Genomic DNA, 25608 nt, shown 5'->3' on the forward strand with positions numbered 1-25608 from the left:
CTTATCGTTAGGACGCTACAGATTAGATGGTTACCAGTCCGCGTACACCCTCGCTTTGCATATTTTCCCCCCGGCCCTGCTGCACGATTTCGCCACGGGACATCACCAGGTACTGGTCGGCCAGTTCAGCGGCGAAGTCGTAGAACTGCTCCACCAAGAGAATCGCCATGTCACCGCGTGCCGCGAGTTTCTTGATCACCGCGCCGATTTCCTTGATCACCGAGGGCTGAATGCCTTCGGTGGGCTCATCGAGAATCAACAACCGCGGGCGACTCGCCAAGGCGCGGCCGATGGCCAACTGTTGCTGCTGGCCGCCGGACAAATCCCCTCCGCGCCGGTGCTTCATCTGCAGCAACACCGGGAACAGCTCGTAGATAAAGGCCGGCACTTCCTTGGCTTGGGCACCGGGGAAGCGCGAAAGGCCCATCAGCAGGTTTTCTTCCACCGTCAGCCGGCCGAAAATTTCCCGGCCCTGGGGCACGTAGGCAATGCCAGCATGTACGCGCTGATGCGGCTTGAACCCGGTGATCGGCTTGCCCTCCCAGCTCACCGCGCCTTCCTTGGCCGGCAGCAGGCCCATCAGGCATTTGAGCAGGGTGGTCTTGCCCACGCCATTACGCCCGAGCAGGCAGGTGACTTCGCCGATCTGCACGTCAAACGACAGGCCGCGCAGGATGTGGCTACCGCCGTAGTACTGGTGCAGCTTGTCGACTTGCAGCATTCTCAAACCTCCTGATGAAAGGACGCGGAGCGTCCGGGGCGGCATTCCCACGCAGAGCGTGGGAACGATCAGCGACCGAGGTAGACCTCGTTCACCCGCTCATTTTCCTGCACCTGTTCCAGCGACCCCTCGGCCAACACGCTGCCCTGGTGCAACACGGTGACGTGGTCGGCAATCGAGCCGACAAAGCCCATGTCGTGCTCCACCACCATCAACGAATGCTTGCCCGCCAGGCCCTTGAACAGTTCGGCGGTGAATTCGGTTTCGGCATCGGTCATGCCCGCCACCGGTTCGTCCAGCAGCAACAGTTGCGGGTCCTGCATCAGCAGCATGCCGATCTCCAGGAACTGCTTCTGCCCGTGGGACAGCAACCCGGCCGGGCGCTGTGCCGAGGCCGTGAGGCGGATGGTGTCGAGCACTTCATCGATGCGGTCTTTCTGCTCGCCGCTCAAGCGTGCGCGCAGGCTGGCCCAGACGGACTTGTCGGTCTTCTGCGCCAGCTCGAGGTTTTCGAACACCGTGAGGGCTTCGAACACCGTGGGTTTCTGGAACTTGCGGCCGATACCCGCCTGGGCGATCTGCACTTCGCTCATGCCGGTCAGGTCCAGGGTTTCGCCGAACCAGGCCTTGCCGTGGCTGGGCCGGGTCTTGCCGGTGATCACGTCCATCAGCGTGGTCTTGCCTGCGCCGTTGGGGCCGATGATGCAGCGCAGCTCGCCGACGCCGATGTAGAGGTTGAGGTCGTTCAAGGCCTTGAAGCCATCGAAGCTGACGCTGATGTCCTCCAGGGTCAGGATGGTGCCGTGGCGGGTGTTCAGGCCTTTGCCCGCAGCCTGGCCGATACCGATGGCCTCGCGGCCGCTGCCCGCGTCGAAAATAGGTTCAAGCATGACGTTCCTCATTTCTTCAGCAGGCCGATAACGCCCTTGGGCAGGTACAGGGTGACCAGAATGAACAACGCCCCGAGGAAGAACAGCCAGTATTCCGGAAAGGCCACGGTGAACCAGCTCTTCATGCCATTGACCACGCCGGCGCCGAGCAACGGGCCGATCAAGGTGCCGCGCCCGCCCAGGGCCACCCACACGGCGGCTTCGATGGAGTTGGTCGGCGACATTTCGCTGGGGTTGATGATGCCCACTTGCGGCACATACAACGCCCCCGCCAAGCCGCACAACACTGCGCTCAATACCCACACGAACAGCTTGAAGCCGCGCGGGTCATAGCCGCAGAACATCAGACGGTTTTCCGCATCACGCAACGCGGTGAGCACCCGGCCGAACTTGCTGCGGGCCAGGCGCCAGCCGAGGTACAGGCTCGTCACCAGCAGCAGCACCGTGGCCACGAACAACACCGCCCGCGTGCCCGGTTCGGTGATGCCGAAGCCCAGGATGCTGCGGAAATTGGTAAAGCCGTTGTTGCCGCCGAACCCGGTCTCGTTGCGAAAGAACAGCAGCATCCCGGCAAAGGTCAGGGCCTGGGTCATGATCGAGAAATACACGCCCTTGATCCGCGAGCGGAAGGCGAAGAAGCCGAACACCAGAGCCAGCAACCCCGGCGCCAGCACCACCAGGCACAGCGCCCACCAGAAGTGTTGGGTGCCCGCCCAGTACCAGGGCAATTCGGTCCACGACAAAAAGGTCATGAACGCCGGCAACGCATCGCCGGACGCCTGGCGCATCAGGTACATGCCCATCGCATAACCGCCCAGGGCGAAAAACAAACCGTGGCCCAGGGACAACATCCCGGCGTAGCCCCACACCAGGTCGAGCGCCAGGGCGACGATGGCATAGCAGAGGATCTTGCCCACCAGCGTCAAGGTGTAGGCGGAGATATGAAAGGCGTTTTCCGCCGGCAACAGCGACAGCAACGGCAGCGCCAGCAGCACCGCGAGCAGGATCGCGCCGACGGTGATCGTCACCTTGGGGCCGGCTTTCTGTGCGGCCGTAAGCATCAATGGCTGGTTCATCAGTCGATCACCCGTCCTTTCAGTGCGAAGAGTCCTTGCGGGCGTTTCTGGATAAACAGAATGATCAGCGCGAGGATCAGGATCTTGCCGAGCACGGCGCCGATCTGCGGTTCAAGAATCTTGTTGGCGATGCCCAGGCCGAAGGCCGCCGTGACGCTGCCGGCAAGCTGGCCCACACCGCCAAGCACCACCACCAGGAACGAGTCGATGATGTAGCTCTGGCCCAGGTCCGGGCCGACGTTGCCGATCTGGCTCAGGGCGACGCCGCCCAGCCCCGCGATGCCGGACCCCAAGCCAAAGGCGAGCATGTCTACCCGCCCGGTCGGCACACCGCAGCAGGCGGCCATGTTGCGGTTCTGGGTGACGGCGCGCACGTTGAGACCCAGGCGCGTCTTGTTCAGCAGCAGCCAGGTCAGCGCCACCACGAACAGCGCAAAGGCAATGATCACCAGGCGGTTGTACGGCAGCACCAGGTTGGGCAGCACCTGAATGCCCCGGACAGCCAGGCGGGGTTGGACACTTCGACGTTCTGTGCGCCGAACACCAACCGCACCAGTTGGATCAGCATCAGGCTGATGCCCCAGGTGGCGAGCAAGGTTTCCAGCGGGCGGCCATACAGGTGACGAATCACCGTACGCTCCAGCGCCATGCCGATGGCGGCAGTGACAAAAAACGCCACCGGCAGCGCGATCAGCGGGTAGAACTCGATGGCCTGGGGCACGTAGCGCTGCATCAGCATCTGCACGACATAGGTGGAATAGGCGCCGAGCATCAGCATTTCGCCGTGGGCCATATTGATCACGCCCAGCAGGCCGAAGGTGATCGCCAGGCCCAGGGCCGCGAGCAGCAGAATCGAGCCCAGCGACATGCCGCTGAAGGCTTGGCCGAGGATCTCCCCGACCATCAATTTGCGTTTGACCTGGGCCAGGCTGGTTTCGGCGGCGGTGTGCACGGTGGCTTCGGTTTCGACGCCGGGCGCGAGCAAGGCTTCGAGGCGAGTGCGGGCCAGCGGGTCGCCCGTGCTGCCGAGCAAGCGCACGGCGGCCAGGCGCACCACCGGGTCGCTGTCGACCAGTTGCAGGTTGGCCAGGGCCAGGCTGAGGGCGCTGTGCACTTGCTCATCGGGCTCGGTGGCGAGCCGTTGGTCGAGGAATTTAAGCTGGGCCGGCACCGCGCTTTTTTGCAGGGTGCGCGCCGCATCAAGGCGTACCTTGGGATCGGCCGCGAGCAGTCGCTGGCTGGCCTGTACATTATCGATCAGGCCGCGCAGGCGGTTGTTCAGGCGCACGGTCTTGGTTTCACCGTTGACGGTGAGTTGGCCTTGTTGCAGGGCGTCCACCAGTTCGATGCGCGCCGGGTCTGGCTGGGCGGCCCAGTCCTGAAGGAGCTTGGCTTGCTGCGCCGGGTTGGCGTTGATGAAGTCTTCGGCGTCGCTGGCGTGTGCGGCCAAAGGCAGCAACAACAGCAAGGCGAGTAAATAGCGATTGAGGGCAGCGGGCATAAACAAGTGTCCTAGTCATGCACGGACAGTGTGGGAGGGGGCTTGCTCCCGATAGCGGTGGTTCAGTGCCAGATGCATTGCCTGGCACACTGCTATCGGGAGCAAGCCCCCTCCCACATTTGGCCTGTGGTGGGGCTTAGTTGCTCTTCACGGCGTAATCGGGCTTCTTGTCATTGCCCGGAATATACGGGCTCCACGGTTGCGCACGAATCGGCTCATTGGTCTGCCACACCACCGAGAACTGCCCGTCAGCCTGGATTTCGCCGATCATCACCGGCTTGTGCAGGTGGTGGTTGGTCTTGTCCATGGTCAGGGTGAAGCCGGACGGAGCGGCGAAGGTCTGGCCGGCCAGGGCTTCACGCACTTTGTCGACGTCGGTGGACTTGGCCTTCTGCGCCGCCTGCGCCCACATGTGGATGCCCACGTAGGTGGCTTCCATCGGGTCGTTGGTCACGGCCTTGTCTGCGCCTGGCAGGTTGTGTTTCTTGGCGTAGGCTTTCCAGTCGGCCACGAACTTCTGGTTCACCGGGTTCTCCACCGACTGGAAGTAGTTCCAGGCCGCGAGGTTGCCCACCAGTGGCTTGGTGTCGATGCCGCGCAGCTCCTCTTCACCCACGGAGAACGCCACCACCGGTACATCGGTCGCCTTCAGACCCTGGTTGGCCAGTTCCTTGTAGAACGGCACGTTGGAGTCGCCGTTCACGGTGGAAATCACTGCGGTCTTGCCGCCGGCGGAGAACTTCTTGATGTTGGCGACGATGGTCTGGTAATCGCTGTGGCCGAACGGGGTGTAGACCTCTTCGATGTCTTTGTCCGCCACGCCTTTGGAATGCAGGAACGAGCGCAGGATCTTGTTGGTGGTGCGCGGGTACACATAGTCGGTGCCCAGCAGGAAGAAGCGCTTGGCGCCGCCGCCTTCTTCGCTCATCAGGTACTCCACCGCCGGGATCGCCTGCTGGTTCGGCGCCGCGCCGGTGTAGAACACGTTCGGCGACATCTCTTCGCCTTCGTATTGCACCGGGTAGAACAGCAGGCCATTGAGCTCTTCGAACACCGGCAAGACCGATTTACGCGACACCGAGGTCCAGCAACCGAACACCACGGCGACCTTGTCCTGGGTCAGCAACTGGCGGCCTTTCTCAGCGAACAGCGGCCAGTTGGACGCGGGGTCGACCACCACCGGTTCGAGCATCTTGCCGTTCACACCGCCCTTGGCGTTGATCTCGTCGATGGTCATCAGCGCCATGTCCTTGAGCGAGGTTTCGGAGATCGCCATGGTCCCGGACAACGAGTGCAGGATGCCGACCTTGATGGTCTCGGCGGCCTGGAGGGTCCAGGTCATGCCCATGGCGGCAATGGATGCCGACAAAGTGAAAGCCTTGATCAAGCTGCGACGCTTCATGGTGCGATCTCCGTAAAACCGATAGTTTTTGTTGGGCAGATACACACGACTTTGCAAGGGCTGTGCCTGCTACGCGAGGCACAGGATTACAGGCGGGTTCGGGAGGCGCTTAGGCATAGTGGCGCACCAGCATGGCGCCACATTCCGTTGCGCAGTGCACGGCAAGCTTCAAAACAGGGCGTTGCGCAATCCACTACTACGCGGTGACGCTGACCCGTGACAGGATCAGGCGGTCCAGCACCCACACGACGATCAGCGAAGCGCCCACCAACGGGAAAATGATTGCCAGGCCGAGCATGATCGCCGTGGCGGTTTTCCATCTGGGCAAATCATGACGCAGGGGCGGCACACCCAGCCCGCCCTGCGGCCGACGCTTCCACCAGATCACCACGCCACTCACCGCGCTGAGCAGGATCATCAGGCAGATCACCAGCACGATCAGTTGGTTGACCCAGCCGAACATCTTGCCTTCGTGCAGCATCACGCCGGTTTCGGTGGCGCGTGCGACGCCGTTGTAATGGGCCCAGCGCACGTCGGCGAGCACCTTGCCGGTGTACTGGTCCACATGCAGCGTGGCGTCGTTGCGTGGGTCGTCGGCGAACACCGCGACCGTGAACACGCCCGTGGCCGTGGTGGGGAAGGTGATGCTGTAGCCGGGCTCGACCTTGCGCGCCGTGGCCAGGTCGACCACCTGTTGCAGGCTGACGGTGGGCGCGGCGGGGCCTGCATGCATGGCGCCGTGGTTCATGTGTTCGGCGTGGTCGCCGGACATCGGCATCGGTGTGTTTTCCATGGCCCAGGGCACGGTCTGCTGGCTGGCGGTATTGAGGCTGCGCGCCTGCTGGTCCGATTGCGGCACGTTGTTCCACATCGCCGCCGGGAAGGTGTTCCACAGGTCAGCGTATTGCTTGCCCCAGAACCCCGTCCAGGTCATGCCGCTGAGCAGCATCACCAGCAGGAAAGCCGCGCCCCAGAAGCCGGCGACAGCATGCAGGTCGCGCCAGAACAACCGCCCTCGGCTGCCCAGGCGTGGCCATAACACGCCCGCCGATGACTGACCGCGCGGCCACCACAGGTACAGGCCGGACACCACCAGCATCACGCCCCAACCGGCAGCGAGCTCAATCAGGCGGTCACCCGTGGTGCCGATCATCAGCTCGCCATGCAGGGCGCGGGCGATGGCTTGCAGGTTGTTCTTGGCGTCCTGCTCACCGAGCACGGTGCCGCGATACGGGTCAACGAATACAGTGATTTCGCGGCCTTGGTGTTGCATCACGAACTGCGCGCTGGCGGTGGCATCGGCGGGCGGCAGGTATTTGCTGATCGCGGCCTGGGGGTAAGCGGCCTTGGCCCGTTGCAGTTGCGCGTCGGCGCTGAGTGCCTGCGCGGCGGCGGGCACTTTGAGCAGGTCGCCGTACATCAGGGGATCGAGCTGGGGTTTGAACAGGTAGATGATGCCGGTCAGGGCCAGCAGCACCATGAAGGGGGCGACGAAGAGCCCGGCGTAGAAGTGCCAGCGCCAGGCCAGGTTGTAGAAGGAGGTTTTTTGAGTGGTCATCGAGGGCTCCGCAAGGCTTTGATTTATTTGTGTCAGTTACACCGCCATCGGGAGCAAGCCCCCTCCCACATTGGAATGCATTCCAAATGTGGGAGGGGCGGTGCGGCGATTCGACTTGCCCCCGATGCTTTTAGAAGCTCATATCCACCTTGGTCCAGAGGGTTCGCCCCGGCTCCTTGATGGCCTGCGGGTCGCTGGCCGGGTAACCGAACCCGGCATTCCCCGCCAGATTCAAATGCTCGGCATAAGCCTTGCCGAACAGATTGTCGACACCGGTACTGACCTTGAAGTTTTTATTGATGCGGTACGCCGCGTTCAGTGAGAACACACCAAAGCCGCCGCTCTTGTCGAAGTCCTTGCCGACCACATTGCCCTTGTTCGGGTCGATACGGTTTTGCGCCGCGACCACGCGCCACAAGGCCCCGGCGCTCCAGTCAGCTTCGCTGTAGGTCAGGCCCAGGCGCGCATCCAGCGGCGGCATCTGTGGCAGTGCCTTGCCGTCGCTGCTGTTCTTGCCCCAGGCGTAAGCGAGGCTGGCGTCGGCTTTCCAGTGTTGCGTCAGTGTGTAGGCCGCACCCAGTTCACCGCCCATGATGCGCGCGTCGACATTGCGCGCCTGGGAGGTGGTGCCCATCATGCCGGGCCGGTAGTCGAACAGGATGAAGTCGTGCACTTGGCCGACGTAAGCCGAGGCCCACGCTTGCAGGTTGGCGGTTTTGTATTGCGCGCCGACATCCAGCTGGGTGGTCTTCTCGGGCTTTACGCCGTCGAAGGCATTGGCCGAGCCGACCGCGCCTGTGTTGGGGGAAAACAGCTCCCAGTAATCCGGGAAGCGTTCGGCGTGGCCCACGCCGGCATACAGCGTGGTGGGGGTGTCCGCCAGGTCGTGCTCGTAGCGCACAAAGCCTGACGGCAAGGTATCGGCGCGGGTGTCGCCGGCGGTCGGGTTCGGGCGCGACATCATTCCCGAGCCGGTGCGTTGGCGAAAATCCTTGGCCGAGGCGCGGTCCAGGCGTGCGCCGGTGATCAGGCGGTCGCGGTCGGCGGCGTACCAGGTCAGCTCGCCAAATACGCCGTAGTTGTGGAAGTTGGCGTCCTTGTCGCGCGGCAGCTCCTTGTAGGTGTCGACGCCCATACTGCTGCGCGCGCGATGTTCGTTGGTCTGCGCGTCCAGGCCGCCGATCAATTGCACATCGGCCCAGCGCCACGTGGCCTTGACCCTTGCACCGAGGGTGCGGCGGTCGACGTTGGAGGCCATGGGCCCGGCCATCATGCCGGTGCCGGACGGTACGCGCAGGCTGTAGTTGTCCATCACATGGTCGGCGTAGTTGTAGTAGACCTGAGCCTCAACTTTATCCAGCACCTCGCCGAGGTTGGACTTCTCGAAGCGCAGCCCCAGGCTTTCGCGCAGGAACTGCGACCCGTCCATACCGCGCCCGGCGTAACGTGCCTCGCCATCGCCACGGCCGGCGGTGAGTTCGAGCAGCGTATCCGCGTCGGGGGTGAAGCCGACGGCGACATCGCCATTCCATTTGTCATAGCGCGACGCGACCGTGTCGTTGTTGCCGTCCTTGTAATCGTCGGCGTGGGCCTGGTTGCCGATCACCCGCACATAGCCCAGCGGCCCGCCGGCAGCGGCATCGATGACCTTGTCGAAACGGCCGTTGGAACCGGCCAATACGCTGGCGTTGAGCCGCGTGCCCAGCTCGCCGAAGTGTTCCGACTCACGCTCGAACAGCACGGTGCCGGCTGACGCACCGGGGCCCCACAGCACGGTTTGCGGGCCCTTGATCACGGTGAGCTTGTCGTAGGTTTCCGGCGAGATGTACGAGGTGGGCGCGTCCATCCGGCCGGGGCAGGCGCCGAGCATCATGCCGCCGTTGGTGAGGATATTCAGGCGCGAGCCGAACATGCCGCGCAGCACCGGGTCGCCATTGGTGCCGCCATTGCGTACCAGGGCGAAGCCGGGGATGGTCTTGAGGTAGTCGCCACCATCGCTGGCGGGCACTGGCTGGCGTGGGTCTTTCGGGTTGGTGACCACGGTGAGTGGCGAGCTGGGGGCGATCGCGGTGATCACCGTAGGGCTCAACTCGTGTTCGTCCGCGTGGGCCTGCGGAGCAAGCAGTGCGCCGCACAGTACGGCAAAAGCAGGGGCAACCCCCAAACGGGTGTCGGCAGAAAACCTGGACATGAAAAATTCCATCAATCAATCGTAAACGACACGGCCAGCAGCCTGCGGCTGTCTGTTTAAAGTCGGCCGGTGTGAAGTAACGCGATGTAGGGCTTACGAGGCGATGGGCGGCGCGCGACTGCGGGCGCCGGGGAAGATGCTTTGCCGGGCATGGCCCAGGCGCGGGGCGGGGGGAAGGGCGTTGGCGGGCGGCGGGGCGTCGAGGGCAATGAAGGACACGCCGCCGGGCAGGGCCGGGCAACTGAAGAGCAGGCTGCAATAGCCGCACTTTTCCCAGAGTACGTGGTGCTCGTCGGGGGTTTTGGTGGGCTTGGGCTCGCCATGGCAGCTCGGCATGTCCATCGACATACCGGCGTGATGATCCATCGGCATCGCTTGGGAAATCAGCGGGCCGATAAAGATCATCAGCATGGCGAACAGACTGATCCAACTGCCACGCATCAGGCGCGGGCGTGGAGACAGCCTGGCGCGAGAGGCGCCCATCAAGGTCAGCCTATTGGGCGTGCTGATGCGCGTGGGCGGGCACCGGCGGCGTTTTCTGCACCGATACGTTCACGACGACATTGCCGGCCTTTTCAAAGGTCAGGGTCAGCGGGAACTGCTTGCCGTCGGCCAACAGGCTGCGGTCTTTGAGGCCCAGCAGCATGACGTGGTAAGCCATCGGCGCGAAGGTCAGCTCGCCCTTGGCCGGCACGGCGACGCTGGGCACTTGTTGCATCTTCATCAGGTCGCCTTGCATCACATGCTCGTGCAACTCGGCTTTTTCGGCGACGCTGGTTTCGACGCTGAGCAGGCGGTCCGGGGAAGCGCCGGTGTTATGAATCACGAAGTACGCCGCAACGGTGGGCGCATTCGGCGGCAATTCCTGGGACCAGGGATCGCTGACCAACAGGTCGCCGACCTTGTAGTCATCGGCATTGGCGGCACTGAACACCGGCAGCAGCAACGCCGCCAAAAGCAGGGAAGATTTGAGCATGGCAGTTCTCCAGAACAGTTCTAAACGCAGTTCACTTGCGAAGAAGATCAGACCGTTGGAGAGGCGCGGGGGTTGAGGCTCGGCCATTGCTGGCGTGGCGTGGGGTTTTGCAGTGCAGGCGCCGGCAGGCCGCGCAGGGCTTCGAACCCTGTGACATACAGCCGCGGCACATGCCCCGGCAACGCCACCCACGATGCCGAACCTGAGCAACACCAGCAATGCTGCATGGCAGAGTGATCATCCGGCGCCGCCGGAACCTCCAGCGTGCTTAGGGCGAGCGTCTTCAAGCTGGCGCCGTTGGAAGAGCAGAAACTGCCCCACATCAACCGCTTGACCGGGTCATCCGCCTGCTGCATCGCACTGGCCAGCGGCATGGCAAACGCATTGAACAGCACTGCAAGGCAGGCGATCCAGGCAATTGCAAAGCGTTGACGGGCCATGGCGGATAATCCGTAGGGTTAAACGATCAGGCGGGTATTTAGCCTGATCGGGGGGATAAGTAAAAAGGGGCGGTGTGGTTTGGTGTCGCAGTGCTATCAGATTGCCGTGGCGTGAAGCTTGAGACCCAAGGCCTTTATTACTTTCATGATAGTCGCGAACTCGGGATTACCAGTGCTGGAGAGGGCTTTTCGATCGTTCCCACGCTCTGCGTGGGAATGCAGCCCAGGACGCTCTGCGTCTGCTCTAGTAATTGTGACGCGGAGCGTCACGGGATGCGTTGCCACGCGGAGCGTGGGAACGATCAAACAGAAATCTCCGACAACTCTTTGAGGTTGCCGGTAGGAAACTCAATCTCTAGTCTCCGTACACCGCTGCAAACTCAGCGGTCGGGCGTCGCGGCTCGGATTGATTAAGCATTGCCTCCTTTCAGTTGACGCTTTTTTATCGTCTACTGTTCGGCGCTATGGTGGCTGTGCGCGGGATACCTTCGGGTATGCCGGCTTCCTTAATCTCCGGTCCGCGAACCTGCGCACAGCTGCCACCCCCATCGCGTCGCGGCGATTAGTTGGCAGCTCCACTTAGATTAAGGAGCTTCACAATGATCAAACCCACCCCAAATCCCCCCATCCGGCTGTTCACCGTGGCCGATGGAGTCAGCACCGAAGACCTGCTGGTCAACCTCAGCGAAACACTCGCCTCGGCCAATGCGCTGAGTTGCGACATTGCCTTTAACCTGGAAGGCGCACCACGCGAGGAATTGCTGGGCGTTGCGCAGTTGATCGAGCTGGCACAATTGCTTGCTGACAGGGTGCACGAAGGTGGAGGACAGGCTGCAAGTCGTTAACAAGTTCGATGAGCGATCGTTCCTGCGCTTAAGCGTGGGAATGATCGTGTGGCAGGTATCAGACCTCCCAACTGGCTTCCCGTATATGATTGAAATTAACGACATCTACGCAGTGCTGATGAGCAAACCCAGCGACCCTGAGATCGTCAGTTAAAACCAGATAATTATCTTTTGCTGCGGCAACAATGCCGACGTCGGTAAGACCGTAGGGCGATAGCTCATAATCACGACTTATAGCCAAAGCTGGATTATGAATCTCGATTATTGTTGACAGTGAATTTTTTAATGTTGAATAAAAATCGCGCAGCTTGCTTCCATGAAGTCCGTTTGTAAGGTTACTGACTTCAGCGAGTATGTGAGGGGTTGCAACAAGCTTTTCGAACTGATCAATCACTTTGAGTAGAAGTTGATAGTCGTCATCGCTGTAGCCGCGTGTTCTCTTGAACGCTACGATGCTGGACGTTCCTCCTATCAGGGCCAGGAGTAGCAAATTAGTGTCAACGATGAGTCCTTTTCTTCGATATTGCTTGATGTAGGCCTCTATCATACTTCGCGAATCTTCATGGAGCGGAACTCGCCAGTCTCCGAGTCAATGATGAATGTTTTGTATTTTCGTGCATACATGTGTCCCGCGAGAGATGCACCTAGTCGTTCATATTGATTGGGGTTGGGAACATTGATGCCCAGTGTAATGGCCCAGGTTTTATTATCTGGATTCAACTCTACTTCCTCGAGCATCAGGTCTTGCAGGGCTGTCTCTTGTCCGAGAAAGTCGTTTGCGGCTGCCTTGGCAACTTGGACGGCTTCTTTAACTTCTATCATGTCAGCTCCTGAATATCCTTGGGTCTGGCTTGAACTGTTCCTGGAGTTTAGCACTTCGTGTTGTGGGTTCATCGCCGTCCCTTGTAGCAACAATAGATTGGATAGAGGTGGCGGATGATCCTGATCTATCGAATGAAATATGCCAACGAATCGATTGTTTCCGCGGGCGACAAAAGCTCCCTGTCCACCGCCGCCAACACCGGCCGCTTCAACACCAACACCGGCACCCCGCGTTCCCGCGCCACTTCCAGCTTCGGCTCGGTGGCCGTGCTGCCACTGTTCTTGCTGATCAGCACATCAATCCCGCGTCGTTCAAACAGCGCACGTTCGTCTTCAATCAGGAACGGGCCGCGTGCGCCAATCACTTCACAGCGATCATTGCCCGGATACACATCCAGCGCGCGCAGCGTCCAGAATTGGTTGGCGGGGATTTCGTCGAGGTGCTGCAACGGTTCGCGACCCAAGGTGAAGAGGGGACGATTGAACGGTTTGAGTGCTTCGATCAGCTCGGCCCAATCACTGACCTCACGCCAATCGTCACCGGCCTGCGGCTGCCAGGCCGGTCGACGCAGCGCCCAGCAGGGGACACCGCACAATTGCGCCGCCCGTGCCGCGTTCTGGCTGATCTGCGCTGCATAAGGATGGGTCGCGTCGAGGATCAGGCTGATCCCCGCATCCCGAACAAACTGCGCCAGGCCCTCAGCGCCACCGTAACCGCCGACCCGTACCTGGCAGGTCAGATCGGTCGGCACACGCCCCACGCCCGCCAGGCTGTAGATATGTTCCGGCCCTAACGTCCGCGCGATGGCCAGCGCTTCGGTCACACCGCCCAGCAGCAGAATCCGTTTCATAGCGGCTTGACCACTTCCAGCAAGGTAATCGGCAGCGCCTGGCGCCAGGTATCGAATTCTCCCAGCGGCTGGGCCTGGGCCACATGGATGCGCGTCAGTTCGCCGCCGTGCTCGGCGCGCCAGTTCATCAGGGTCATTTCACTTTGCAGGGTTACGGCGTTGGCGACGAGTCGACCACCGGGGCGCAGCTGTTGCCAGCAGCTGTCGAGTACGCCGTCGCGGGTGACGCCGCCGCCGATGAAGATGGCGTCGGGTGTCGGCAGGCCATGCAAGGCGTCCGGGGCGGTGCCGCGTACCAGGTGCAGGCCGGGCACGCCGAGGGCGTCGCGATTGTGTTCGATCAAGTCTTGGCGGCCTGCGTCGGCTTCAATCGCCAGTGCGCGGCAGCTGGGATGCGTGCGCATCCATTCGATACCGATGGAACCGCTGCCTGCGCCCACGTCCCACAGCAGCTCGCCCGGCATGGGGGCCAGGCGCGCGAGGGTCATGGCGCGCACATCGCGCTTGGTCAGTTGGCCGTCGTGCTTAAAGGCGCTATCCGGCAGGCCTGCCAGGCGCGACAGGCGTGGCGTGTCGGGCGAGGCCAGGCACTCGATGGCGACCAGGTTCAGATCGGCGGCCGAGTGGTGCTGCCAATCCTCGGCCAGGCCGTCGACACGTCGCTCATTCGTCCCGCCCAAGTGTTCAAACACGCTCAATCGGCTCGGCCCGAACCCGGCCTCGGTCAACACCGCAGCGATCAACGCAGGGCTGCCACCGTCATTACTCAGCACTAACACGCGCACACCGCTGGCCAGATGCGCGTTGATTGCCGCGACGGGCCGCGCCACCACGGATAACGTCACCACGTCCTGTAACGGCCAGCCCAAACGCGCGGCTGCAAGGGATACCGACGACGGCGCGGGCACAATCAGCAACTCTTGCGCCGCAATCTGTCGCGCCAGACTGGCGCCCACGCCATAGAACATCGGGTCGCCGCTGGCCAATACGCACACCGGTTCACCGCGCCGCGCCAGTACCGGTTCCAGGGAGAACGGGCTCGGCCACAACTCGCGCTCACCGCGAATGCACACCGGCAACAGGTCCAACTGGCGCTGCGCCCCTATAATCCGCGTGGCGCGCAGCAAGGCGTGCCGGGCGTTTCTGCCCAGGCCCTTGAAGCCGTCTTCACCGATGCCTACTACCGTCAGCCAGGGCGACATATCAATTCCTTGAGCGACATCCGACGGGCAGGCTTTTCATGCCGTCGGACAAAGCAGGCATAATACCGCGCCTTTACCCGTCAACCGGAAGCCCCGTGAAGCCAACGCCCGCTCTGAATACCTTGCGCCCCTCGGCTTGTCCGGGGTTGTTGCGCATCGTCCAGGCGTTGGACGGCGGTATTTGTCGGATCAAACTGGCCGGTGGCTCGATCACCGCAGCCCAGGCCAACGCCGTGGCGGACGCTGCTCAGTCGTACGCGGGCGGGGTAATCGAGGCGACCAACCGCGCCAACCTGCAGATTCGCGGGATCGGCGCCGAGCAGGAGGCCTTGATCGCGATGTTGCTGGCGGCAGGCCTCGGCCCGAGCACTGCGGGCGGTGATGACGTGCGCAACCTGATGCTCAGCCCCAGCGCCGGCATCGACCCGCAGATGCTGTTCGACACGCGCCCACTGGCCGGGCAGATCCTCGCCACCCTGGAAAACCATCCACGCTTTCATGAGCTGTCGGCCAAATTCGCCGTGCAGCTGGATGGCTTCGAGGCCTTGGCGATGCTCGAACATCATCACGATCTGTGGCTGTCGGCCTTCGAACAGGCGGGTAAAACCCTGCTCGCGTTCGGCCTGGCCGGCTGTCCTGGCCTGAATGCACCGTTGGCCGCTGTGCGCTTGGACCAGGGCCATGCGCTGGTGGTGGCCGTGCTCGAAGCCTTTCTCGACCTGGCCACGCCGGAACAAACGCGCATGCGCCAGCTGGTTGTGGATAACTTACTGAGCCGCCTGCGCCTGCCGCTACTGCCGGCGGATGGCTTCAACCGCCCGGCCAGCGGCGCGTCAGGCCATCCGGGCAGTTATCCACAGCGCCAGCAAGGCCGGTTCTATGTCACCGCCGTCGCGCCATTGGGCCGCCTGGATTCGGCGATGCTCAAGGGCGCTGCACAGCTGGCCTGCGAGTATGGCGACGCCACCTTGCGGTTCACCCCTTGGCAGGGCGTGCTGCTGCCTAACCTCACACAGCCAGGCGTGGTGACCGAGCAGTTGGCGCAACTGGGCTTTCTCTGCGCAGCCGAGCAACCCCTGGCGCGGATGATCGCCTGCACCGGTTCCAGTGGCTGCGGCAAAGGCTTGTCGGATACCAAAACCGACGCCGTGCAATTGGCCGCCCTGCAACCGGGTCACGACGTTCACCTGTCCGGCTGCCCGCGTTCCTGCGCCGCCGCACACACCGCGCCGGTCACCTTGCTGGCGGTGAGCCCCGGCCACTACGATCTCTATTTTCGCGATGCTGCTCATCCAGGTTTTGGCCGGCTGCACGCGCGCACTCTTTCTATTGACGCGGCGGGTGCCTTGCTGCGCGCTCGCCCACGGAGCAACACCGATGATTGATTACATCCGCGACGGTCAGGAGATCTATCGCAACTCCTTCGCCATTATTCGCGCGGAGGCCAACCTGGCGCGTATCCCGGCGGATCTGGAGAAACTCGCGGTGCGGGTGATTCATGCATGCGGCATGGTCGAGGCCATCGACGGCCTGCAATTTTCCGACGGCGCAGGCAAGGCCGGGCGCGACGCGCTCGCGGCGGGCGCAGCGATTTTATGCGATGCGCGGATGGTCTCCGAAGGCGTGACCCGTGCGCGCCTGCCGGCCAACAACAAGGTGATCTGCACCCTGCGTGACGACAGCGTGCCGGAGCTGGCGCGCGAGCTTGGCAACACACGCTCCGCCGCTGCCCTGGAACTTTGGCGCCCGCATTTGGCCGGCAGCGTGGTAGTGATCGGCAACGCACCGACCGCCTTGTTCTACCTGTTGGAAATGCTCGACGCCGGCGCGCCGAAACCGGCGTTGATCCTCGGTTTTCCGGTGGGTTTTGTCGGTGCCGCCGAATCCAAGGCGATGCTCGCCGCCGATAGCCGTGGCGTGCCGTTCGTGATCATGCAGGGCCGCCTGGGTGGCAGCGCCATGGCCGCCGCCGCCGTCAATGCGCTCGCCACGGAGGTTGAATAATGCCTGCACGCGGACGTCTGATCGGCCTGGGCGTAGGGCCCGGCGACCCGGAACTGATCACCCTCAAGGCCCTGCGCTTGCTGCGCGAATCGCCGGTGGTGGCGTACTTCGTGGCCAAGGGCAAGAAGGGCAATGCCTTCGGCATCATCGAAGACCACCTGGTGCCCCAGCAAACCCTGATGCCGCTGGTGTACCCGGTGACCACCGAGGCGCTGCCGGCGCCGCTGTCCTATGAGCAAGTGATCAGCGATTTCTACGACACGGCCAGCGTCGCCGTGGCCGCGCATCTGGATGCCGGCCGCGATGTGGCGGTGATCTGCGAAGGCGACCCGTTCTTCTACGGCTCTTATATGTACCTGCATGACCGCCTCGCCGAGCGCTATGAGGCGCAGGTCATCCCCGGCGTGTGTTCGATGCTGGGCGGTGCTTCGGTATTGGGCGCGCCGCTGGTGTATCGCAATCAGAGCCTGTCGGTGCTCTCCGGCGTGCTGCCCCACGATGACCTCAAGCGCCGTCTGGCGGACGCGGATGCGGCGGTGATCATGAAGCTGGGGCGCAACTTTCCCAAGGTGCGCCAGGTATTGGAAGAACTCGGCCTGGCCGGGCGCGCGCTGTACGTGGAGCGCGCCACCATGGCCAATCAGAAAATCGTGCCGCTGGACCAGGTGGAGCCGATGTCGTCGCCGTATTTCTCGTTGATCATCGTACCCGGTGAACGGTGGCAAGGTTGATGAGCCCGGCGATTGTCATTCTGGGCCAGGGCAGCCTGGCGACCGCGCGCAGGATCCAGCAGCTTTATCCGGCTGCGCTGATCCATGGCCTGGACGGTCGGGTTGAGGGTGCAGACCAACGCTACAGCGAATTCGGCGCCACCCTGCGCCAGCTCTACCAGCAAGGCACGCCGCTGATTGCGTTGTGCGCCGCCGGCATCTTGATCCGCACCCTTGCGCCGCTCTTGCTCGAAAAAGGCGAGGAGCCGGCCGTGCTGGCCGTCGCCGAAGACGGCAGCGCCGTGGTGCCGCTGCTGGGCGGCCTGGGCGGCGTGAATGTGATGGCGCGGGAGATTGCCGCCGTGTTGGGCGTGGCAGCGGCGATCACCACCAGCGGCGAGTTGCGGTTCGGCACCTGCCTGCTCAACCCGCCCACGGGCTATGCGTTGGCGGACCTGGAGCTGGGCAAGCGCTTTGTCTCGGACCTGCTGGCCGGTGAAAGCGTGCGCATCGAAGGCGTGGCGCCCTGGCTGGAGCAGGCCAATTTGCCGCAGGATCCGCAGGCACGCCTGGCGATTCATGTGGGCAGTGCCGAGCGTACGCCTGCCGCCAACGAATTGCTGATCTACCCGAAGACGGTCTGCGTCACCTGCAAGCCCGGTGCGCACCTGGCGGCACGTGTGCGCACGGCCTTGCAGGAGGCCGGCGTTGCCGTGCAAGCGCTGGCTTGCCTGCTGGCGAGCGACACGCAGATGGCCGAAGCCTCGTTGCATGAGGCGGCGCTGGAGTTGGGTGTGCCGCTGCGGTTTGCCAAGCTTGAGCCGCACGCGGACATCACCCTCAGCGTGGCCGAGCAGCCGGTGGATGTGTCACAGGTAGGCCGCCCGCGCGGCCGTCTCGCCGTGATCGGCCTTGGCCCTGGCGCCGCTGACTTGATGGTGCCGGCCGTCAAGGCCGAGTTGGCGCGCAGCACCGATGTGCTGGGCTACGAAACCTACGTGCGCATGGCCGGGCCGTTCCGTGACGACCAGGTGCAGCATTGCACGGACAACCGCGAAGAAATGCAACGCGCACGTCACGCCTTCGAACTGGCCGCCCAAGGGCGCTCGGTGGTAGTCGTGTCGTCCGGCGACCCCGGTGTATTCGCCATGGCCGCTGCGGTGATCGAGGCATTGCATGAGTCCAGCGACCCAGCCTGGCATCAGGTCGACCTGCAGATCCTGCCTGGCGTCTCGGCGTCCCTGGCCACCGCTGCCCAGGCGGGCGCGCCGCTGGGGCATGATTTCTGTGTGATGTCGCTGTCGGATAACCTCAAGCCCTGGTCGATCATCGAAAAGCGTCTGGACCTCGCGTCCCAGGCCGACCTGGCGCTGGCGTTCTACAACCCGATTTCCCGTGCGCGCCCGTGGCAACTGGGGCGTGCGCTGGAGATCGTCGCCCAGCACCGCACGCCTGAAACACCGGTGGTACTGGGCCGTGATATCGGTCGCCCCGGCCAGACACTGCGCGTCACCACGCTGGGCCAGCTCACCCCGGACCAGGTGGATATGCGCACCATGGTGCTGGTCGGCTCGTCCACTACCTGCACCTTTGCGCGTGCCGGCGGCGGGGAGTGGGTGTACACACCGCGCTGGTACGGCGGTAAACCCACCTCCTGAAAACACCTCGGCGGCGGTCTGAAAGCTCCGAATGACTCAAGGATTTTCCTGTAGTCGTTCGGGGCTTTTTCTTTTTTTCACGACGAAACCATGAAGCCCTTCGTGCATGCCGCGCTATTGCTGGACGGCGCGTTTGGCCGAGCCGCGCCAAGGGATGTTTGTCGCCTGGAAAGCCCGTCGGTCAGTGGACTAGTGTGGTTACAAGCCCCGAGTCGGGGTGTACGTGGAGAATTGGAAATGGAGCGACATCACAGAAGGATCAACAGTACCAAAAGGCGCAAGTTGATTGCCGCCTACAAATTGCCGGGTGCGCCAGGCACGCACGCGGCTTTACCGCTGGACACCGAAGATGACTGCAATGCGGCGGTGGTCAACAACGGCGTGATTTCCTTTGCCGAGGGGTTGTCCGGGCTTAACCGCGAGTACATTCGCAAAAGCTACCTGTTGGCCAGCAGTTATGTGAGCGATGTATTGAAGGTTCATCGGGGTACCGAGGCCTGGTACGAGGAATTTATCAAGGTCATGGTCAGCCTCGGCTGGTTGCCGTTGCGCAGCAGTTTTGAGCGAGTCTCACGCGTCGGCGAGGGGCTGACGGTGCAACTGGCGGCATTGAATATCATCGGCGCGATGCTCGCTTCGATGTCGTTGTCGGGGCCGCTGCTCAGCCTGCTGCCGAAACTGGCCGCGGATGCGCTGGAAGCCTTGAAGCAACAGCCGGCGTCGTTCGATTTGTTCAAGCGCAACTGCAGCGTGCACCAGGGCGGTGACTTTGGCGTGGCGTCCTGCGCGCAAACCAATGGCGAAGTGATGATGGTGCTGGTGACCTACAGCAGCCGTGGCGTGAGTAAACAGGTGGGTTTGCCGTTCCTTGAATGGGACAGCTCATCGTTCGAGGCCTTCAGCGGGCAGACCTGCCTTGTGCTGAATACCTCGGTGGTCAACGAGAAGACCCTTCAACTGATGCGTGACAGCGCGGGCGACAAGGTGCAGTCGGCCATTGCCAAATACCGGATCTAGGTCACTAGATAACCGCGCACCCCGGTAAAGATAATTTGCGCGGCCAGGGCACACACGAACAACCCCATCAACCGGCTGACAATCTGCAAGCCCTGGTCGCCGAGAATTCGTTCGATCCGATTGGACAGGTACAGCACCACGCCCACGGTAAGGCTGGCCAGGGCGATGCTGAGGATGGCGGTGAGCTTGTCGTCCCAGTGGGGCTGGCTTACCCCCATCACCAGCAGCGCGCCGATGGTGCCGGGGCCGACCGTCAGCGGGATGGTCAGCGGTACGATGGTCACGTCCTGCTGCACGTTATCGGTTTGCACCGCCGACTTGCCCTGGGCCATGCCCAGGGCTGAGATAAACAGCACGCTGCCGGCACCGATGCGGAAGGCATCCACGGTGATACCGAACACACTGAAAATCACCCGGCCGAACAGGTACAGCAGCACGCTCGACACCAGCGTCGCCAACGCGACTTTCCACGCCAGGCGCCGCCGCTCCTTGCTGGAATAACCACGGGTCAGGCTGATAAAGCAGGACAGCACAAAGAACGGGCTATAGAGCACCAGCATCTTCAGGTAAACGCTGAATAACACATGGAGCATGAGGGGCGGCTCGCGGGTGGTGGAAGTGTGGAGGAGTCTATCAGTCGCCAGAGATCAAATGTGGGAGGGGGCTTGCTCCCGATTGCGGTATACCAGCCAGATATTACTCACTTACCCACCGCGACTTAAGCCCAACCTATCAATCGTTCATACTCGGCCGACTTTCAAGAAAAACAGTCACCGCTGTGTAGTCACTGCCATTGGCATGTCGATACAGCGTACGGCTGTGATAGTCCGATACATCTCCCGCCACCGAGACAGTGATTGTTTGGCCTTGCACCTCAACCTTTGCCGACGCGTCACGCGTAATTAGGAATGGACTGGCACCTTCCAAAGCAGACAATATTTCTCGATCAGCCCCCAAGGTGCGGTAGACGTAGTATCGGTAGGTGAACGGAACAGTTGCCCCTCCACGATCATCCTTCACGCCGTAGACCGAAGCATCACTGCTCAGAGGCGTGCGGAGTACAACCTCTGTCAATTTCGGGCGACCTGGCGAAAGAAGCCAGCCGCCGCCGATATACACCAAGCACAGCGCCAGCAGGATCGTGGTAACAATAGAATAAAGCGACTTTTTAGTAGTTCCTGAATCTGGCATATCTGATTCCTTCCTTGATCCAATATTGGTCGACAGGATCGTCGCCGAATGGTGCATTCCCCCACCAACGACCAAATTCGTCTTTGTCCGTACCGGCGCTGTTTTGAGCAAGGCCCGCTGCGCGCAAAAGCACGTTCTCGCTAAAACCGCCAGCGATCCCTACCGCACCATAATGGAAGTTTCCAAAAGCTTCATATTCAATGGATATTTGCTTGTAATCCCAAGGTCCGCGATTACGGACCTGAGTATAAAACCAAGAGTACATAAACGCTGAGCCAGCCTTTAGCACATTCTTTTTGTGGAACGCGGTGGCCATATTTTCATCGAGTGATACGCCGGGTGGCGGCATAGGGTTCGCCATTGCATGCTTCCTCTGCATTAGGGGTTTGCGCAGCGGAACCTAACACCAGAAGGTCAGAATGATGAGCGGAGCAAGGAACAAAAGAGAATTCGTACGAAGGAGTAGGACATGCCTCACGTCACTGCATAGTGATGAGATGTTTCCTACAGTTCTTTCAGGTTGCTGGTCGGAACGGGCATCAATAGTCTTCGCCAGCCGCTGCCAATTCAGCGGCCGGACGTGAGAAATCCGAACTACTCCATTGGCGCAAAAGCGCCCACCATATACAGTGCAGGCGCTTTTCTATGCCCGCTGTTATGGCGGCTGTGCGCGGGCACGCTTCGGCGTGGCCGAGTTCCTGGAGACTTGGTTTTCTCACTCCGCGTACAGTTGCCACCCACAGTTCGTGAGAAAAACTTGGTGGTAGCCCTTAATTCTCCAGGAGCTACATCATGATCAAAGACAGTCCAAACCCTCCTTCAGATTCAAACCTGCTCTTCATCCTCCGTCCTGACCTCGACAACGAAACCCTGCTGGTCAACGCCTCTCAGGATCTAGAATCCATCAATGCCATCGCGACCCACCTAGCCTTTGAAGTCGATGGTCCACAGCGCAGTGTGGTGTTAGGGCTTTGTCGAATGGTCGAGGGAGTGCAGTTACTGATAGATCGAATGGTTGATGGATGCGGCGAGGCTCGAGCACAGTAGTAGCGGCGTGCTTTAGGGCCTCATCGCGGCATAGGTATCTACACAACCAGCCAACGGTAACCACGATGCGAAGCGAGCCGCTCTTGATCTTGCTTTTGATCTAGGCGCCCCGTTAAACCACGCTGGCCGGAATTCGATAGTGATTTGGGGGGTAAACCGGCAGGGATGCCGGTTTAGCCGCCCCGCGCCATGGATGGCGCGTGGCGGCGGCCCCCAAATCACTGTCGGATTACGGGCACACCGAGCCTAGGCGAGGTGCCGAGTGGTGGGGCAAGAGCGTTTTGCTTACTTTTGCGCTTTTCAAAAGTGAGCCGCCGTAAGGGCGGAACCCATAGCAGCCGTTACCGCAGCAACGGATATGTACTCGCCCTGATCCAACATCCTGGTCGGCTGTCAGGCCGCCATCGGGGGCAAGTCGAATCGTCGCACCGCCCCTCCCACATTTGGATCGCGCGGCATCAGTCAGATAGCTATTGGCCGGCAGGCCGCCACGGGAGCACGCGCCCTCGCCACAGGTTCAAGGCCACGCCAAAAGCTGTGTAGATACCTATGGCCATCGGGGGCAAGCCCCCTCCCACATTTGGATCGCGCGGCATCAGTCAGATAGCTATAGGTCGGCAGGCCGCCACGGGAGCAAGCTCCCACGCCACAGGTTCAGGGCCACGCCAAAGTTGTGTAGATACCTATGGCCATCGTGGGCAAGCCCCCCCTCCCACATTTGATTGCGTTTCAAGTCAGGAGGGCGCGTGCTCTGGTCGCTGTTGGCGCTGCGCCACCCAGAATTCCACCAGCTCGCGCAACTGCGACAGCTCCACCGGCTTGGCCATATGCCCATCCATCCCGGCCTGGCGCGCACGTTCCTTGTGTTCCGAAAGAATGTGCGCAGTCAGCGCCACCACCGGCGTGCGTACGCGTTGGTGGCTGACTTCCCACGCGCGCAGTTGCTGGGTGGCGGAGAAACCATCGAGGATCGGCATTTCACAGTCCATCAACACCAGGTCATAACGCTGGGCTTTCATCGCCTCCAGCGCTTCTTCGCCGTTGCTGGCAGTGTCCGGGTTGAGGTTGAGCTTGCCGAGCATGCCGCGGATCACTTTGGTGGAGATGCTGTTGTCTTCGGCCACCAGGATGCGGAAGTCGCTGGGCACCGTAATCACTGCCGGGGCGGCTGGAGCGGGGCGAGGGTGGGTCACGCCTTTGCTGCGTTGGGCCAGTTCGTCGGCCAGGGTGGTCTTGAGCGTATAGCCGGCCACCGGTTTGGCCAGGATGCGTTTGATCCCGCAGTTGCGCGCGATGATCTTGCTCGGCGCGTTGCTGATGCCCGTGAGCATGATCAGCAGGATATCGTGGTTCAGGCTCGGGTCTTCCTTGATCTTCGCCGCCAGTTGCATGCCGGTCATGCCGGGCATGTTCTGGTCCAGGAGCACCACGTCGAAGTAATCGCGCAGGTGCGCCTTGGTACGCAGCAGGGCCAGGGCCTCCTTGCCGGAAGCCACGGCGCTGACGTTCAGGCCCCAGGCCGAGCATTGCTGCAACAGCACCTTGCGGCAGGTGTCGTTGTCGTCCACCACCAGGACGCGTGCGTCCTTGAGCGGGCCATCGAGATCGGAGGTCGGGTGCTCGAGGCGTTCCGGGTCCAGCGGCAGGGTCAGCCACAGCGTGCTGCCTTGGTGACTGCCGCTCTTGATACCGAACTCGCCGTTCATCAACAGGATCAACTGGCGTGCGATAACCAGGCCCAGGTGGCCGCTCAAGCGTGTCGCCGAGAGGAAGTTCTTGCTGTGCAGTTCGCTGTGCAGCAGGGCGTCGCGTTCGGCGGCTTCCATCGGTACGCCGCTGTCTTGTACCGCAATGCGCAGGCGCGGCTTGGTGCTGCGTTCGTCGAGGGCCACGACGATCAGCACTTCGCCCTCGTCGGTTTTGTGCAGGGCGTTTTCCAGCAGGCTCAGCAACGCCTGGCGCAGGCGTGTCGGATCACCGCTGATCACGCGCGGTACCTGGGGCTGGATGAAGCTGATCAGCTCGACATTCTGCTGCTCGGCCTTGGCGCGGAAGATGCTCAGGCAGTCGTCGATCAGCGCGTTGAGGTCGAACTGCACATCATCGAGTTCGATCTGCCCCGACTCAAGCTTGGAGATGTCGAGGATTTCGTTGATCAGCGTGAGTAACTCGTTGCCGGCGCTGTGGATGGTCTGCACATAGTCGCGTTGTTTCACCGACAACGGCGTGCCCAGCAGCAACTCGGTCATACCCAGCACGCCGTTCATGGGCGTGCGGATTTCGTGGCTGATCTTCGCCAGGAATTCGGCCTTGGCGGCAATTTCGGCGTTGCTGGCGGCCAGGTCGCGGCTGAGGCTGAAACGGGTTTCGACAATGGCGCGCTGGCGCTCGCCGAGGGCCAGGCTCATCAACAGGCCGCTGAGGCAGATAAACGTGAGCAGGGTCACGATCAGGCCTTGCGGCGCCACCAGCGTGAGGCCGAGCAGGGCGGGCAGAATGATCAGCGTACCGATGTTGAACACCACCATGCCGGCCACGAACAGGCGCGCCGGGCGATAGCCTCTTTGCCAGTGATAGGCCGAGACAAACAGCATGCTCAGGCCGGCCAGCGCGACCAGGGCGTAGGTGATGATGTTCAGTGGCAGGGTGTTGACGAACAACAGCAGCAGGCCACACAGCACGATCAACAAGATGTCGGCCATCAACAGTTTGTTCAGCGGGTGTGGGCCCAGGGGCATGAAGAAACGATAGGCAAACATCAGCCCGCACGGCGCGGTCAGCAGCAGCGCGAGGTAGGCGCCTGGGGTCTGGATCGCATGCCAGTTCGGCAGCCACGGCCCCACCACGTTGAGCAACAGCGCCAGGCTGAGCATCAACAGCACTTCGCAGGCCGCCAGCCACAGGCTGCTGCGCGAGCGGTGGTAGGCGAAGCGTGTGAGGTTATGCAGGATCAGCATCAGCAGCACGCCGAACAACAGGCCATAGAGCAGCGTCTGGTTCTGGTTGGCGGCGGCCAGTACGGCGGGTTCCAGCGTGATGTAAGGGCGTAGCTCGTGCTCCGACACCAGGCGCAGGTACACCTCGAGCGGGCGCTGGCTCTGCGGCATCGGGAGCATGAAGTCACTGCTCGGCAGCGGGCGCTCGGCCTGGGGCTGGCGCGTGCCGGTGGTCTGTTGTTCCACCATGGTATCGCCATCCAGCACATACAGGCTCAGGTGCGACAGGTCCGGCGCGAACACCCGCAGCACTTGTTCATGCTTGCCGGGTTGCAGCTTGAAGCGTACCCACAACGCACCGTCCGGCTGCGCGGCGGTAATCCGGTCCAGTTCGATGGGGCTGAATTGATTGGTGTAGCGGGCGGAGCGGATATCGCTCAGTTGCAGGTCGGCCTGTTCATCGAGCAATACTGCCCAACCACTGCCTTGCGCAGCGGCTTGAGCCGGGGCCAGGCAGAGCAAGGTCAGCAGGCTGACTGTAAAAGCTAAGGCGATCCTGAGCCAGCGCAA

At 62.1% G+C, this 25608-nt stretch carries 24 protein-coding genes and 2 pseudogenes; 7 read left to right on the top strand and 19 right to left on the bottom strand.

What is annotated here, in order from left to right:
• Positions 1-22: 22 nt before the first annotated feature.
• The 11 genes and pseudogenes from urtE to C4J92_RS27110 all read right to left on the bottom strand — a co-directional run.
• Positions 23-721 carry an urea ABC transporter ATP-binding subunit UrtE gene (gene urtE, locus C4J92_RS03170; protein ID WP_124365663.1) on the bottom strand — a complete coding sequence of 233 codons (699 nt, stop codon included), beginning with the start codon at positions 719-721 and terminating at the stop codon, positions 23-25.
• Between the two features lie 68 nt (positions 722-789).
• A complete protein-coding gene (gene urtD, locus C4J92_RS03175) occupies positions 790-1623 on the bottom strand; it encodes an urea ABC transporter ATP-binding protein UrtD (protein ID WP_164487513.1) in 834 nt (277 codons plus the stop codon).
• Positions 1620-2687 (bottom strand): urea ABC transporter permease subunit UrtC, encoded by a 1068-nt coding sequence (urtC, locus tag C4J92_RS03180; protein ID WP_124402928.1) that lies wholly within the window; start codon positions 2685-2687, stop codon positions 1620-1622. Before urtC ends, urtD begins: the two co-directional genes overlap by 4 nt.
• Positions 2687-4188: pseudogene (urtB, locus tag C4J92_RS03185) on the bottom strand (urea ABC transporter permease subunit UrtB). The gene urtC and the pseudogene urtB overlap by 1 nt, the downstream one beginning before the upstream one ends.
• Before the next feature lie 136 nt (positions 4189-4324).
• A complete protein-coding gene (gene urtA / locus C4J92_RS03190; RefSeq protein ID WP_124402929.1) occupies positions 4325-5590 on the bottom strand; it encodes an urea ABC transporter substrate-binding protein in 1266 nt (421 codons plus the stop codon).
• Positions 5591-5786: 196 nt separating this feature from the next.
• Complete coding sequence (locus tag C4J92_RS03195) at positions 5787-7148, bottom strand: PepSY domain-containing protein (RefSeq protein WP_124402930.1); 1362 nt, start codon at positions 7146-7148, stop codon at positions 5787-5789.
• A gap of 130 nt (positions 7149-7278) precedes the next feature.
• Positions 7279-9339, bottom strand: coding sequence for a TonB-dependent copper receptor (locus C4J92_RS03200; RefSeq protein WP_124402931.1), 2061 nt, complete (start codon positions 9337-9339; stop codon positions 7279-7281).
• Positions 9340-9432: 93 nt separating this feature from the next.
• Positions 9433-9822 carry a DUF2946 domain-containing protein gene (locus C4J92_RS03205; RefSeq protein ID WP_124361077.1) on the bottom strand — a complete coding sequence of 130 codons (390 nt, stop codon included), beginning with the start codon at positions 9820-9822 and terminating at the stop codon, positions 9433-9435.
• A 10-nt stretch (positions 9823-9832) separates the two neighbouring features.
• A complete protein-coding gene (locus tag C4J92_RS03210; protein WP_124402932.1) occupies positions 9833-10315 on the bottom strand; it encodes a copper chaperone PCu(A)C in 483 nt (160 codons plus the stop codon).
• Positions 10316-10362: 47 nt separating this feature from the next.
• Positions 10363-10755, bottom strand: a complete 393-nt coding sequence (locus C4J92_RS03215) for a DUF2946 domain-containing protein (RefSeq protein WP_124402933.1) — start codon at positions 10753-10755, stop codon at positions 10363-10365.
• 96 nt (positions 10756-10851) lie between these two features.
• Positions 10852-10944 (bottom strand): annotated as a pseudogene (locus C4J92_RS27110) (DNA-binding protein); the annotation flags it as partial.
• A gap of 410 nt (positions 10945-11354) precedes the next feature.
• Here C4J92_RS27110 and C4J92_RS03225 point away from each other — a divergent pair.
• Positions 11355-11600 (top strand): DUF6124 family protein, encoded by a 246-nt coding sequence (locus tag C4J92_RS03225; RefSeq protein WP_124402934.1) that lies wholly within the window; start codon positions 11355-11357, stop codon positions 11598-11600.
• A 58-nt stretch (positions 11601-11658) separates the two neighbouring features.
• On the opposite strand, the gene C4J92_RS03230 is transcribed toward C4J92_RS03225, so the two are convergent.
• The 4 genes from C4J92_RS03230 to cbiE all read right to left on the bottom strand — a co-directional run bounded on the left by C4J92_RS03230 (position 11659) and on the right by cbiE (position 14475).
• Entirely contained in the window at positions 11659-12147 is a 489-nt protein-coding gene (locus tag C4J92_RS03230) for a PIN domain-containing protein (RefSeq protein ID WP_124369426.1), read from the bottom strand.
• Entirely contained in the window at positions 12144-12422 is a 279-nt protein-coding gene (locus C4J92_RS03235) for a hypothetical protein (protein ID WP_124402935.1), read from the bottom strand. The genes C4J92_RS03230 and C4J92_RS03235 overlap by 4 nt, the downstream gene beginning before the upstream one ends.
• A 125-nt stretch (positions 12423-12547) precedes the next feature.
• Positions 12548-13273, bottom strand: coding sequence for a cobalt-precorrin-6A reductase (locus tag C4J92_RS03240; RefSeq protein ID WP_124402936.1), 726 nt, complete (start codon positions 13271-13273; stop codon positions 12548-12550).
• Positions 13270-14475, bottom strand: coding sequence for a precorrin-6y C5,15-methyltransferase (decarboxylating) subunit CbiE (gene cbiE, locus C4J92_RS03245; RefSeq protein WP_124402937.1), 1206 nt, complete (start codon positions 14473-14475; stop codon positions 13270-13272). Before cbiE ends, C4J92_RS03240 begins: the two co-directional genes overlap by 4 nt.
• A 38-nt stretch (positions 14476-14513) precedes the next feature.
• On the opposite strand from cbiE, the gene cobG reads away from it, so the two are divergent.
• The 5 genes from cobG to C4J92_RS03270 all read left to right on the top strand — a co-directional run bounded on the left by cobG (position 14514) and on the right by C4J92_RS03270 (position 19864).
• Positions 14514-15860, top strand: a complete 1347-nt coding sequence (gene cobG, locus C4J92_RS03250; protein ID WP_124402938.1) for a precorrin-3B synthase — start codon at positions 14514-14516, stop codon at positions 15858-15860.
• Positions 15853-16479, top strand: coding sequence for a precorrin-8X methylmutase (locus tag C4J92_RS03255; protein ID WP_124402939.1), 627 nt, complete (start codon positions 15853-15855; stop codon positions 16477-16479). The genes cobG and C4J92_RS03255 overlap by 8 nt, the downstream gene beginning before the upstream one ends.
• Complete coding sequence (locus tag C4J92_RS03260) at positions 16479-17210, top strand: precorrin-2 C(20)-methyltransferase (protein WP_124365677.1); 732 nt, start codon at positions 16479-16481, stop codon at positions 17208-17210. The genes C4J92_RS03255 and C4J92_RS03260 overlap by 1 nt, the downstream gene beginning before the upstream one ends.
• Positions 17210-18847 carry a precorrin-3B C(17)-methyltransferase gene (gene cobJ / locus C4J92_RS03265; protein ID WP_124402940.1) on the top strand — a complete coding sequence of 546 codons (1638 nt, stop codon included), beginning with the start codon at positions 17210-17212 and terminating at the stop codon, positions 18845-18847. The genes C4J92_RS03260 and cobJ overlap by 1 nt, the downstream gene beginning before the upstream one ends.
• A 237-nt stretch (positions 18848-19084) precedes the next feature.
• Positions 19085-19864 (top strand): hypothetical protein, encoded by a 780-nt coding sequence (locus C4J92_RS03270; protein WP_124402941.1) that lies wholly within the window; start codon positions 19085-19087, stop codon positions 19862-19864.
• Here the strand turns inward: C4J92_RS03270 and C4J92_RS03275 are convergent.
• From C4J92_RS03275 to C4J92_RS03285, 3 genes are all read right to left on the bottom strand, one after another.
• The gene (locus tag C4J92_RS03275) at positions 19861-20457 is read right to left on the bottom strand and encodes a MarC family protein (RefSeq protein WP_065883442.1); all 597 of its coding nucleotides are present in this window, start codon (positions 20455-20457) and stop codon (positions 19861-19863) included. The two genes, C4J92_RS03270 and C4J92_RS03275, sit on opposite strands and share 4 nt — an antisense overlap.
• Positions 20458-20596: 139 nt before the next feature.
• Positions 20597-21055, bottom strand: a complete 459-nt coding sequence (locus C4J92_RS03280; RefSeq protein WP_124402942.1) for a hypothetical protein — start codon at positions 21053-21055, stop codon at positions 20597-20599.
• Positions 21033-21416 (bottom strand): polymorphic toxin type 44 domain-containing protein, encoded by a 384-nt coding sequence (locus tag C4J92_RS03285; RefSeq protein WP_372238158.1) that lies wholly within the window; start codon positions 21414-21416, stop codon positions 21033-21035. Before C4J92_RS03285 ends, C4J92_RS03280 begins: the two co-directional genes overlap by 23 nt.
• A 431-nt stretch (positions 21417-21847) precedes the next feature.
• Between C4J92_RS03285 and C4J92_RS03290 the strand changes: the two genes are divergently transcribed.
• Positions 21848-22102, top strand: coding sequence for a DUF6124 family protein (locus C4J92_RS03290; protein ID WP_124402943.1), 255 nt, complete (start codon positions 21848-21850; stop codon positions 22100-22102).
• Positions 22103-22836: 734 nt separating this feature from the next.
• Here the strand turns inward: C4J92_RS03290 and C4J92_RS03295 are convergent.
• Positions 22837-25608: a hybrid sensor histidine kinase/response regulator gene (locus C4J92_RS03295; RefSeq protein ID WP_124402944.1), complete on the bottom strand. Its 2772-nt coding sequence runs from the start codon at positions 25606-25608 to the stop codon at positions 22837-22839.

This window comes from Pseudomonas sp. R3-18-08 (genome assembly GCF_003852065.1).
Lineage (GTDB): Bacteria > Pseudomonadota > Gammaproteobacteria > Pseudomonadales > Pseudomonadaceae > Aquipseudomonas.

What these genes read in the sequence shown, in the direction of transcription:
- C4J92_RS03235 (WP_124402935.1), bottom strand. Translation starts at nt 12,422, where the DNA reads ATGATAGAAGTTAAAGAAGCCGTCCAAGTTGCCAAGGCAGCCGCAAAC.
- urtA (WP_124402929.1), bottom strand. Translation starts at nt 5,590, where the DNA reads ATGAAGCGTCGCAGCTTGATCAAGGCTTTCACTTTGTCGGCATCCATT.
- C4J92_RS03275 (WP_065883442.1), bottom strand. Translation starts at nt 20,457, where the DNA reads ATGCTCCATGTGTTATTCAGCGTTTACCTGAAGATGCTGGTGCTCTAT.
- C4J92_RS03210 (WP_124402932.1), bottom strand. Translation starts at nt 10,315, where the DNA reads ATGCTCAAATCTTCCCTGCTTTTGGCGGCGTTGCTGCTGCCGGTGTTC.
- C4J92_RS03205 (WP_124361077.1), bottom strand. Translation starts at nt 9,822, where the DNA reads ATGGGCGCCTCTCGCGCCAGGCTGTCTCCACGCCCGCGCCTGATGCGT.
- urtD (WP_164487513.1), bottom strand. Translation starts at nt 1,623, where the DNA reads ATGAGGAACGTCATGCTTGAACCTATTTTCGACGCGGGCAGCGGCCGC.
- urtE (WP_124365663.1), bottom strand. Translation starts at nt 721, where the DNA reads ATGCTGCAAGTCGACAAGCTGCACCAGTACTACGGCGGTAGCCACATC.
- C4J92_RS03195 (WP_124402930.1), bottom strand. Translation starts at nt 7,148, where the DNA reads ATGACCACTCAAAAAACCTCCTTCTACAACCTGGCCTGGCGCTGGCAC.
- cobG (WP_124402938.1), top strand. Translation starts at nt 14,514, where the DNA reads ATGCCGTCGGACAAAGCAGGCATAATACCGCGCCTTTACCCGTCAACC.
- C4J92_RS03230 (WP_124369426.1), bottom strand. Translation starts at nt 12,147, where the DNA reads ATGATAGAGGCCTACATCAAGCAATATCGAAGAAAAGGACTCATCGTT.
- C4J92_RS03280 (WP_124402942.1), bottom strand. Translation starts at nt 21,055, where the DNA reads ATGCCAGATTCAGGAACTACTAAAAAGTCGCTTTATTCTATTGTTACC.
- C4J92_RS03285 (WP_372238158.1), bottom strand. Translation starts at nt 21,416, where the DNA reads ATGGCGAACCCTATGCCGCCACCCGGCGTATCACTCGATGAAAATATG.
- cobJ (WP_124402940.1), top strand. Translation starts at nt 17,210, where the DNA reads ATGAGCCCGGCGATTGTCATTCTGGGCCAGGGCAGCCTGGCGACCGCG.
- C4J92_RS03270 (WP_124402941.1), top strand. Translation starts at nt 19,085, where the DNA reads ATGGAGCGACATCACAGAAGGATCAACAGTACCAAAAGGCGCAAGTTG.
- C4J92_RS03215 (WP_124402933.1), bottom strand. Translation starts at nt 10,755, where the DNA reads ATGGCCCGTCAACGCTTTGCAATTGCCTGGATCGCCTGCCTTGCAGTG.
- C4J92_RS03240 (WP_124402936.1), bottom strand. Translation starts at nt 13,273, where the DNA reads ATGAAACGGATTCTGCTGCTGGGCGGTGTGACCGAAGCGCTGGCCATC.
- cbiE (WP_124402937.1), bottom strand. Translation starts at nt 14,475, where the DNA reads ATGTCGCCCTGGCTGACGGTAGTAGGCATCGGTGAAGACGGCTTCAAG.
- C4J92_RS03260 (WP_124365677.1), top strand. Translation starts at nt 16,479, where the DNA reads ATGCCTGCACGCGGACGTCTGATCGGCCTGGGCGTAGGGCCCGGCGAC.
- urtC (WP_124402928.1), bottom strand. Translation starts at nt 2,687, where the DNA reads ATGAACCAGCCATTGATGCTTACGGCCGCACAGAAAGCCGGCCCCAAG.
- C4J92_RS03255 (WP_124402939.1), top strand. Translation starts at nt 15,853, where the DNA reads ATGATTGATTACATCCGCGACGGTCAGGAGATCTATCGCAACTCCTTC.
- C4J92_RS03225 (WP_124402934.1), top strand. Translation starts at nt 11,355, where the DNA reads ATGATCAAACCCACCCCAAATCCCCCCATCCGGCTGTTCACCGTGGCC.
- C4J92_RS03290 (WP_124402943.1), top strand. Translation starts at nt 21,848, where the DNA reads ATGATCAAAGACAGTCCAAACCCTCCTTCAGATTCAAACCTGCTCTTC.
- C4J92_RS03200 (WP_124402931.1), bottom strand. Translation starts at nt 9,339, where the DNA reads ATGTCCAGGTTTTCTGCCGACACCCGTTTGGGGGTTGCCCCTGCTTTT.